This is a genomic window from Brevibacillus borstelensis (genome assembly GCF_003710865.1).
GTDB classification, from domain to species: Bacteria; Bacillota; Bacilli; order Brevibacillales; family Brevibacillaceae; genus Brevibacillus; species Brevibacillus borstelensis.
Genome location: NZ_RHHO01000011.1, coordinates 300,772 through 310,157 on the forward strand (window position 1 = coordinate 300,772; position 9,386 = coordinate 310,157).

Below are 9,386 nucleotides of genomic sequence, written 5' to 3' on the forward strand. Positions count from 1 at the left end.
TACTCACCCTTCGATGGTTCTTTTTAGCAAACAGGTCAATCTATATATGGAAAGTATAAGTGGTTGGCATGTGGTGAAGGATAGCCCCTAGGGGGTGAATATACATGCCAGTAGTAAAGTGCAGTGTAGCCAACTGTGAGTATTGGAGCGAGGGCAACAACTGTAATGCCGACATGATCATGGTGGAAATCGACGCGCACGCGGATGCGAACTTTAAAGAAGAGTTTGCAGGCGAGTACGGCCATGACAGCGAGCACAAGGACAAGGCAGATACTTCTTCCCAAACCTGTTGTCACACCTTCAAACCGAAAAAAACAGCAAAGAAGTAAATCCATCGTAGCAAGGAAAAAGACGTATCCCACGGCTGGTGATACGTCTTTTCCTATTCCTTTGCCTGTCGCCCTCGGGCAAGGGGGCGGCTCAGACGTCTACTTTCAGCTTAGCTATGATTGCGAGCCGAGGAGGCGTTTGATCGGCAGCGACTCCACCAAGGCATCGACCTGCTCCCAGGAATGAACGCGGTGGACAAGCTCAGGCAGAGTTCCCTGATTGTACGGGGTATCAAACAACAGGATAGGAATCTCCAGCGCTTCGGACAACTGGAGAGCATTTTCCAAACGGTCCTCAAGGAACAAGTCCACGTTCCATCTTTGGGCAGCGGCAAGCTTGTCGTGAGAACCGATCAAATCCAGCTCATGAAAAGGAATTCGGTACCGGGAGAACCAATTGAGCGTGACTTCCCGGTGGCGCGCCTCCCGGGCACTGATGTAGATCAGGCGATGGCGGTTGAACCAGCTACGCAAGATCAGATCAGCCGTTCCATGCACAGGGGCTTCATCGTACAAACGTTCACCATGCTTGTCCAGCCAGTCGGCAAACGCTTCATCACTAATGCCGTAGACCTCGGCCAGGTTGTAGACAAAACAGTCTTCGTACCGCAAATGTTTGCCAAAGCTCTCGTTCATCATAGGCACGATACTGCTAGGTTCCGTGACCGTTCCATCAATATCAATGCCAATTGTTAGGGTTCTCTCTGGTTTCATCCTCTCGCCTCCAGTTTAAATTGTACACCCAAGGCAGAGAATAAGGCTACTTCCTTCACCACAATCCTTGTAAAAAGGGGCTGAGCTTAACATGGCGTACGACGAAAACGAGCGTATGAATGCTGAGCGGAAGGAAGCAGACAACGGGCCCGCCGAAATGGTGGATCAGCGGGACACGGAGTTTGCTGTGGACAGCTGGATGGGTGCTGTGTTTAACCCTGACAGCAACAATGCCAAGCGGAACATCGATTACGACCCGCTGACACGCACCGAGCGGTACAATGGGGAACAGCAGAATGCCAACCTCGATGGCGACCTGACCCAAGCGAGGGAGGAAACTGAACACCCCCATTATACAGTCGAGCGTTCGGCAAAGGATTACCAGACTGAAACGGCGGCCGAAATTGCGGAGCCGATCCGTGGAACCCGCCGATCTGCCGAAACCAAGGCAGACCCTGAAAACGGCGCGAGCGGACTTGGAATGACGGGGCTTGGGCTATCCATCCTGTCACTCTTTTTGCTTCCGTACCTGATCGCGCCAGTCGGCTTTGTCCTGGGTTACCTTGCTTATCGCCGAGATGCCCGTACTCTCGGGACGTGGGCGATGATTATCGGGGTTGTAGCTGTTCTTGGCGCTTTGATCGTGTACCCCTATTACGTCGCCCGGTAGTCCTGTTTGACCGCCTCTCCCTTGGGAGGGGTGTTTCTTTTTTACAGGGGTGCAATGTACGCTCCCAGTATGAACGGAATTATTTATAGAAGGATGATAAAAATGGAGTCAGAGCCGCGAGTACGGCGTCACGAAAAACCTCGGCTCTTTGAATGCGGCCTTCGGTAAGCAAACCGTAAGCGCCCCCACGGTGGTTGCTTCCGGCAGTGCCGCTCCACTCGTCGATCACCGCAGACAGTTCGATTCCTTCCCGTTTTATACGATCCACGGCTGCACTTGGGATGGGAAAAGCAAGGCCCTTTCCGATCGAAAGCTGTTCTCCGTTCCAGGCGGCACATACGGAGATCAAATACCATTGGTTGGTATGGACACTGTCAAACGTAAGGCCTCCTTCTAATCCCAATCCGACAAATCCTTCACCTGCTTCGAGCCGGGCTGCTTTTGCCCGATTGATGGCGCCTTTGATCGTTTCTTCCTCGGATAGAGGCTGTCCGGATATGCCGGATGAAACGGATAGGCACACCGGTTCAGAGCCGGTAGCCATCCGAACCGCCTTTACCTTCGCTTCGTTTTTCGTGCCCAAAGCGTATTTCAGTGCGGAAAAATCCATTTGAACTACCCTCCACATGTATCGGTTACGGGTAGTATACCATGTCCCACGAAAGGATGTTCTGTGATAACATGAGGGGAGAAGAACGACGAAACGAGAGAGGAACCTGCGATGAAATTTACCAAGATGCATGGGCTGGGAAATGACTACGTCTATGTCAATTGTTTTGAGGAGCCCCTCCAGCAAGTCGATTTGCCGGAATTGGCCCGGAGGGTAAGTGATCGAAATTTCGGCATCGGCGGGGACGGATTGATTTTGATTATGCCTTCCGATGTGGCGGACTTTCGCATGAGAGTGTTCAACAATGATGGCAGTGAAGCCAAAAACTGCGGCAACGGGTTGCGCTGTGTCAGCAAATACGTCGTAGACCACGGTTTGACCAACAAGGAGTCGTTTACCGTGGAGACACTGGGGGGCATCGTCACTCCGCGTGTCCGGCTTGGTGCAAACGGCAGGGTGGAGCTGGTCACGATTGATATGGGAGAGCCGCGCTTTGCCCGTTCCGCGATTCCGATGACGGGGAATCCGGATGAACAGGTGGTGGAGTATCCGCTCACGGTAGAGGGACGGACGTTTCCCATGACTGCCGTTTCGATGGGCAATCCCCATGCCATCCTGTTTGTAGAAGAGCTCAAGGAAGAGGATGTAACCGCATATGGGCCGCATATTGAGCGGCATGAGTGGTTTCCGGAGCGGACCAATGTCGAGTTTATTCAGGTACTGAATCGGCAGGAGCTGTTGTTTCGCGTGTGGGAACGCGGTTCCGGCGTGACGCTTGCATGCGGGACCGGGGCATGTGCCGCTGCTGTTGCCGCGAGTCTCAGCGGAAAAACAGACCGGACGGTAACCGTTCACTTGGCTGGCGGAGATTTGCTGATCGAGTGGCGGGAGAGCGATAATCGCGTCTATATGACCGGCCCTGCTACGGAAGTGTATCAAGGTGTGTATGGAGAACCGCTTCCGATGGTGGGAAGCGCAGAATAATTTGCGAATGACATGATACATGCCAAGTAAAGAATCCCGCCTTCAGCGAAAAGCCGAGGGCGGGATTTTGAATGGAAGAACCTGTTGGTACGTACGACTTTTCTGCTGGAACGATGCTGGGACGACTTGTCAGTTCCGCATCAAAGTCCTACCTGCTCCGACCCGCCGCTACTTTTACCGCTGCCTGATGATCCGGGTCGACCTGATTGTCTTTATGGCGAAGGCTGTTTGGGAAGTGGATGTCAAAATGACCGTCGAAATCATTGTCCGCTATGTATTCGATGCTATGCGGCATAGAAGTCATGGAGGCGGCCAGCTTCCTTCCCTTTACTTCGACGAGTACCGGACGGACGCTCCAGGAATAGGTCCCGCCCCATACCTCTTTGATGATCGCCGCGTCTTTTGCCGTCAGCGGCTCGGTATCCGAGTGGAATGCGCCGATGGTCCGCTTCACCTGAAAGCTTTTGCCGGTGTAAAAATCGGTTACTGTGGCGACAGCATTGATCGGAAACAGGTATTGTGCGGCTTCAAACCAGTCCAGATATTCGCCGTAGGATGCGCTCGGAGCAGAAGTGACCGGGATATGGTGAACGGGGATTTTTACGACTTGCCCGACTTGCAGGAAATCGTTTTCCGACAGATTGTTCACCCGCAAAAACTCGTCCCGGGGAATCCCGTACGCAATCGAGACCGTCCACGGCGTATCCCCTTTGACAACCGTGTAGGAAGTCGTGGTTACCCAAGGCTTGTCCTCGGCGGCAGGCGACTCTGCACCAGGTGTCTTATCGGCGGGTGTGGCCGATGTACTCTCGCTGCCCGCCGAAGAGGGGGGCGTATCAGTATGTTTCTGTGGAATGACCAGCTTTTGCCCAATCCACAACTCGGTCGTCTTCAACTGATTGGCATCCACGATGGCTTGAATGGATACTTGAAAACGATCAGCAATCTTCCACAGCATGTCCCCCTTTACGACCGTGTAGACAGAACCGGTTTGGGGAGCAGATGGATTCCCGGATACAGGGATCAAAAGCCTTTGTCCGACGAGAAGGTCTGTGCTTTGCAGTTTGTTGGCCTCGACAATAGCGGAAATGGTTGTACCGAATTTTCCGGCAATTTTCCACAGGACATCGCCGGATTGAACCGTGTATACCGGGGAAACTGGCGGTATGTAAAGAGATTGGCCCACGAAGAGCATGTCCGACTGTAGTTGATTGACCTGTTTGACCCGGGCAACGGTAACACCGTACCTTGCTGCGATATTCCCCAAGGTATCCCCGGCTTTGACTGTGATCGTCTGAGCGGAAGCGCTGGCGGCAGGAAGAAGTGAGAGCGCCAGGAGCGAGCTGATGGTCATGCGTTTCCAAGCTGTGCTGAACATGGTGTCTTTCCTCCTTGATGTTGAGCTCTTGTTGTGAAAATAGTGTAACAACAGTGTATATGGAGGAAACAGCTTCTTGCATTGGATAAATGCTTCCTCGATTGGCAAACGTACCCAGATCGTGAAAACAAAAAATGCGTGAAAGTCGGCACAGACAGTGCGTCCTTTCACGCTAACGGAAATCAACGATACGGATTGTCACCCGTTGTACACCTCGTTTAGATAGGCTGTTTCTGCTTTGTCGATCTTCGCATGGTTCATTTTTGTCAGCTCCGCTTGAAGTCTTTTCAATTCGGCTTCCATTTTGCGGATTTTCTCTTGCATTGCTTGTGCAGTCATGATGATTTCTCTCCTCTTCGTTGTCTTTTATCTAAATTTACTGACTATTTTAACGAAGGGGCAGCCGCCTGTAAAGAGCACTTTGGGAATGTAAGCGCTTGTAACTGTGACGGTTTCTTGACGATTAAAAAATAATTGATCGTAACAGGCAGGCCGTCCATCTTGCCATAAGTCATGAATGCTTTCCCTAACAGCCTCTCGCTAGCTTCCGAAAACAGGTACTGACCACCCCCAAAACTGGGGAAAGTAAAGAAGTAGCGAGCTTCTCTCTATGTGGAAAGAAACAAGTCGTGTTATGATGAAAGGTAGACTTTGGGCAATCGCCAAACAGGAAGGTGTGGACTGGTGATTTATTTTGATAACAGCGCCACGACCCGACCGCATCCTCAAGTGATTGAGGTGGTCAAACGAGCGATGGAAACTTACTTTGGTAATCCCTCTTCGCTGCATCAAAAAGGGTTGGAGGCAGAAAACGTGCTGAAGCAGGCCCGTCTGGTAGCCGCTCGGTACCTCGGTTGCAAACCGTCGGAGATCCTGTTCACTTCTGGTGGAACGGAAAGCAACAACGCCGCAATCAAAGGAGTGGCGTTTCAATATCAGGGCAGGGGCAAGCATATTGTGACGACTAGCATCGAGCATCCTGCAGTGTACGATGTATGCAAGCAGCTTGAGAGCTTCGGTTTTTCCGTCACTTTCCTGCCTGTCGACCGCGATGGACGGGTGTCCGTCGAAGACGTCAAAAAAGCAGTTCGAGACGATACGATACTCGTGTCTGTCATGCATGTAAACAATGAGCTCGGGACGATTCAGCCAATCGCCGAAATTGGAGAATGGCTCAAACAATTCCCGAAAACCTTGTTTCATGTAGACGCTGTGCAAAGCTTTGGAAAGCTTCCGCTCCGTGTCAAAGAGTGGGGCATTGACCTTGCGAGCATTTCGGCTCACAAATTTCATGGTCCCCGTGGGACAGGGATTCTCTTTAAACGCGAGGGTCTGATCATCCAGCCGCTGCTGATGGGCGGGGGACAAGAGGGCGGTTTCCGGTCGGGAACCGAAAATCTTCCGGCGGTTGCCGGCATGGCCAAAGCGATCCGCATGTTGGCGGAGGAAGGAAAGCGCGATGCTGATCGATTGAGCGAGTTAACGGGACATTTGCGGGAAGGCCTTTCAAGCATATCTGGCTGCGTGATCAACACTCCCGCAGAGGGAAGTGCCCCGCATATCGTCAATGTCTCGTTTCCCGGAATGAAGGCAGAGGTTGTACTCCATGCCCTGGAGGAACGCGGTTTTCTCGTCTCTACGAAATCAGCCTGTTCGTCCAAAGCAGATGAACCGAGCAGGGTGCTGACAGCGACCGGAATGGACAGAGAGCAGGCTTTATCAGCGATCCGGATAAGCCTGGGAAGAGAGAATACGGCGGAAGAAGTCGAAAAGTTCATTGCTGCCGTGAGGGAAGTCGGCAGCATGCGCTCATATATGAAAGAAAAAGTGTAACGATGCAAAGGAGCGGACAATGAATTACGATGTTATTTTAATTCGATACGGCGAATTGGCCCTGAAAGGCAAAAATCGCGATTTGTTTGAAGAGGCGCTGGTGCGCAGCGTGAAAAGTGTATTGCGTTCCTTTTACAAGATTAAGGTTCGCCGCAATTACGGCCGTATGTATGTGGAGCTTCACGGAGAAGACTCCCAGGCTGTTATGGAACGCCTGAAGCGGGTATTTGGAATCTCTTCCTTCAGTCCGACGGTTCAGGTAGAGCCGGATGAAGAGCTGATTAAGGAAAAGTCGCTGGAGATGATCCGGCAAATCCAGCCGGAGCCAAGGACCTTTCGCGTGGAAACGCGGCGTGCCGACAAGCGGTTTCCGAAAACTTCGATGGAGGTCAGCCGGATGGTGGGCACGCATATCTTGCGCAATCTCCCTGCCATTAAAGTAGACGTTCATCAACCGGAGGCAGTCGTCAATATCGAAATCCGGGCTGAGGGGACGTACATTAGCTGCCAAACCATCCCGGGACCAGGCGGCTTGCCAGTAGGGTCCGGCGGCAAAGTGCTGCTGCTTCTGTCTGGCGGGATCGACAGTCCGGTCGCAGGCTGGATGATGATGAAGCGGGGAGTTATGCTGGAGGCGATCCATTTCCACAGCCCGCCGTTTACCAGTGAACGCTCGCTGGAAAAGGTGCGGGATCTGGCCCATAAGCTGACCAAATGGGGCGGAACTGTTCGGCTGCATGTGGTCCCTTTTACCGATATTCAGACGGCAATCCGGCAAAACTGCCCTGAAGACTACATGATTACGATTATGCGCCGCTTTATGATGAGGATTTCCGAGCGAATCGCGGATGACAACAACGCTTTGGCCTTGGCAACAGGGGAAAGCCTGGGGCAGGTTGCATCCCAAACACTCGAGAGCATGAATACGATCAACGATGTCGTATCCATTCCGATTCTGCGTCCTCTGATTGCCATGGATAAATCGGAGATCATGGACATTTCCAGAAGGATCGATACGTATGAGCTCTCCATTCTGCCTTTTGAGGACTGCTGCACGATCTTTACACCGAAAAAACCTGTCACGAGACCAAAACCGTATATGGCAGAGCGCTTCGAAGAAAAATTGGACGTGGATGCGATGGTCGAAGACGCAGTCAAGCGCACGGTGGTTGAAGAGATTACATCCAAACCTCGCGAAGTGATCAACGATTTGTTTTAGTTTTTTGCGTAAGCGGGTTTCATTAAATATGTGGAGACGAAAATCGGGGGGAGAACGATGATTGTCCGGTATGAACGCAATGGCAAGGTTAAGCACGGCTGGATGGTGGAAGAGGAGCAAAAGGTAAGGGTGATCGAGGGCGATATTTACAAAGTCCAGTCAGCCAAGCCCATTATGACCGGTTTGGAGCTGCCGCTAAGTGAGGTAACCCTGCTGGCCCCTTGTACGCCGAGCAAGGTCGTTTGCATTGGGGTAAATTATTTCGATCACGCTGAAGAGATGGGAATGGAAACACCCGAAGAGCCGTTGATGTTTCTAAAACCGTCGACGACGGTTGTAGGGCCGGGCGAACCGATTATTTATCCCCGGTTAACGAATCAGCTTCATTATGAAGCGGAATTGGCTGTCGTGATCAAAAAGCGGGCCCATCGTGTAAAAGCAGAGGAAGCGGAGGATTTTATTCTCGGATATACCTGCGCCATCGATGTAACCGCAAGAGACCTCCAGCATAAGGACGGCCAGTGGACGAGATCGAAAAGCTTTGATACATTTTGTCCGCTTGGACCTGCGATTGCCGCCAAATTGGATCATCGGGACGCACGCATCGTCACTCGGGTAAATGGAGAGGTACGGCAGGATGCTTCCACGCGGCAGATGATTTTTCCTGTCCCCCGTTTGATTGAGGCAGTATCGGCGGTTATGACTCTTTTGCCGGGAGATGTAATTCTAACGGGAACCCCCGTTGGAGTAGGGGAGCTTCATCCTGGTGATGAGATTTCCGTTACGATCGAGGGTATCGGTACCCTCGCTACTCATGTCATCGCTGAATCATAATGTGTATGTATGACCTGGCTTCAAATAGTAAGCTCACCTCTCCTTTGCGGGCAGGTGAGCTTTTTATTGAGAGTAAACGGTTAGGACTATCTTTCTTCTTCTGTAGCTTCCGGATTGTCGTGGACAGGATGGGCATCGGGGAATTGTCGAGGCAGTTCTTCATGCATTTGCCGGGTTTCATAGGTGAAGCGGGTGCTTGTCGAATGCTGCCCGGCTTCCCAACCGGTAGCCTTCCCCAAGCGAGCTTCATTTGTAGCCGCGCCGTAAGGTCCTTCCGGAAACTCCTCCTGCAAAATTTCGTTACGCTGTGATTCGACGGTAGAGAGCTCGCTGTACGGTTTGTTGTCGTATTCCTTATAGGTTGGTTTTGGTTTTGGTGACATGTTATCACGACCTTTCCATTCAGTATGCTTAGTGTGAAGTTAACGGCGAATGCGTATTCGTTGTTTTCGCAGTTGTGATTGACTCCTGCTTGTAATTTCGGTATAGTTAAAAACTCTTCAGGTAAATCAGCTATTGTTAAATGACATTAAAGTTTTTTTGAAAAAACCTCTTGATTGTTTGCTGGTGATTATGTTATATTAAATCTTGTCGCCGCGAGCGAGAGTGAATTCGGGAAAACTTGAATAAAAAAACTCTTGCCTAATCGATAGGCGATGTGATATGATTAGAAAGTCGCCTCTGAGCGACCGGAATTTAGAAATGCTCTTTGAAAACTGAACAGCGAAGCGTTTTTACCGAAGTAATGCCAGATGTCACACCGAGGTACTTCAGTATCGAAGTAATGCCGGTTGTGACGCTGAAATACTTCGTAG

General features: G+C 51.4%; 11 protein-coding genes. 6 read left to right on the top strand and 5 right to left on the bottom strand.

All coding sequences use genetic code 11. The features are described 5' to 3' along the window. Nucleotides 1–104: 104 nt before the first annotated feature. Nucleotides 105–329: a DUF1540 domain-containing protein gene (locus EDM54_RS06255; protein WP_003389218.1), complete on the top strand. Its 225-nt coding sequence runs from the start codon at nucleotides 105–107 to the stop codon at nucleotides 327–329. Nucleotides 330–443: 114 nt separating this feature from the next. Here EDM54_RS06255 and EDM54_RS06260 read toward each other — a convergent pair whose 3' ends face one another. Further along, complete coding sequence (locus EDM54_RS06260; RefSeq protein ID WP_024982842.1) at nucleotides 444–1,043, bottom strand: 5' nucleotidase, NT5C type; 600 nt, start codon at nucleotides 1,041–1,043, stop codon at nucleotides 444–446. Nucleotides 1,044–1,134: 91 nt separating this feature from the next. Here EDM54_RS06260 and EDM54_RS06265 point away from each other — a divergent pair, with 91 nt between their 5' ends. Further along, the gene (locus tag EDM54_RS06265) at nucleotides 1,135–1,713 is read left to right on the top strand and encodes an MFS transporter (RefSeq protein ID WP_024982841.1); all 579 of its coding nucleotides are present in this window, start codon (nucleotides 1,135–1,137) and stop codon (nucleotides 1,711–1,713) included. A 79-nt stretch (nucleotides 1,714–1,792) separates the two neighbouring features. Here EDM54_RS06265 and EDM54_RS06270 read toward each other — a convergent pair whose 3' ends face one another. Beyond that, nucleotides 1,793–2,323, bottom strand: coding sequence for a DUF84 family protein (locus EDM54_RS06270; RefSeq protein ID WP_122957933.1), 531 nt, complete (start codon nucleotides 2,321–2,323; stop codon nucleotides 1,793–1,795). A gap of 111 nt (nucleotides 2,324–2,434) precedes the next feature. On the opposite strand from EDM54_RS06270, the gene dapF reads away from it, so the two are divergent. Next, complete coding sequence (dapF, locus tag EDM54_RS06275; protein WP_003389222.1) at nucleotides 2,435–3,307, top strand: diaminopimelate epimerase; 873 nt, start codon at nucleotides 2,435–2,437, stop codon at nucleotides 3,305–3,307. A gap of 148 nt (nucleotides 3,308–3,455) precedes the next feature. Here dapF and EDM54_RS06280 read toward each other — a convergent pair whose 3' ends face one another. Beyond that, entirely contained in the window at nucleotides 3,456–4,685 is a 1,230-nt protein-coding gene (locus tag EDM54_RS06280; RefSeq protein WP_122957934.1) for a LysM peptidoglycan-binding domain-containing protein, read from the bottom strand. 198 nt (nucleotides 4,686–4,883) lie between these two features. Further along, the gene (locus EDM54_RS26395) at nucleotides 4,884–5,024 is read right to left on the bottom strand and encodes a hypothetical protein (RefSeq protein ID WP_003389224.1); all 141 of its coding nucleotides are present in this window, start codon (nucleotides 5,022–5,024) and stop codon (nucleotides 4,884–4,886) included. Between the two features lie 345 nt (nucleotides 5,025–5,369). On the opposite strand from EDM54_RS26395, the gene EDM54_RS06285 reads away from it, so the two are divergent. Genes EDM54_RS06285 through EDM54_RS06295 form a run of 3 tightly spaced genes read left to right on the top strand, consistent with a single transcriptional unit; the run spans nucleotide 5,370 to nucleotide 8,571 of the window. Further along, complete coding sequence (locus tag EDM54_RS06285) at nucleotides 5,370–6,518, top strand: cysteine desulfurase family protein (RefSeq protein WP_122957935.1); 1,149 nt, start codon at nucleotides 5,370–5,372, stop codon at nucleotides 6,516–6,518. A gap of 19 nt (nucleotides 6,519–6,537) precedes the next feature. Next, entirely contained in the window at nucleotides 6,538–7,737 is a 1,200-nt protein-coding gene (gene thiI / locus EDM54_RS06290; protein WP_122957936.1) for a tRNA uracil 4-sulfurtransferase ThiI, read from the top strand. A 57-nt stretch (nucleotides 7,738–7,794) separates the two neighbouring features. After that, complete coding sequence (locus EDM54_RS06295) at nucleotides 7,795–8,571, top strand: fumarylacetoacetate hydrolase family protein (RefSeq protein ID WP_003389228.1); 777 nt, start codon at nucleotides 7,795–7,797, stop codon at nucleotides 8,569–8,571. Between the two features lie 86 nt (nucleotides 8,572–8,657). Here the strand turns inward: EDM54_RS06295 and EDM54_RS06300 are convergent, their stop codons facing one another. After that, on the bottom strand, nucleotides 8,658–8,954 hold the full coding sequence (locus EDM54_RS06300) for a hypothetical protein (RefSeq protein ID WP_122957937.1): 297 nt from the start codon (nucleotides 8,952–8,954) through the stop codon (nucleotides 8,658–8,660). Nucleotides 8,955–9,386: the final 432 nt, after the last annotated feature.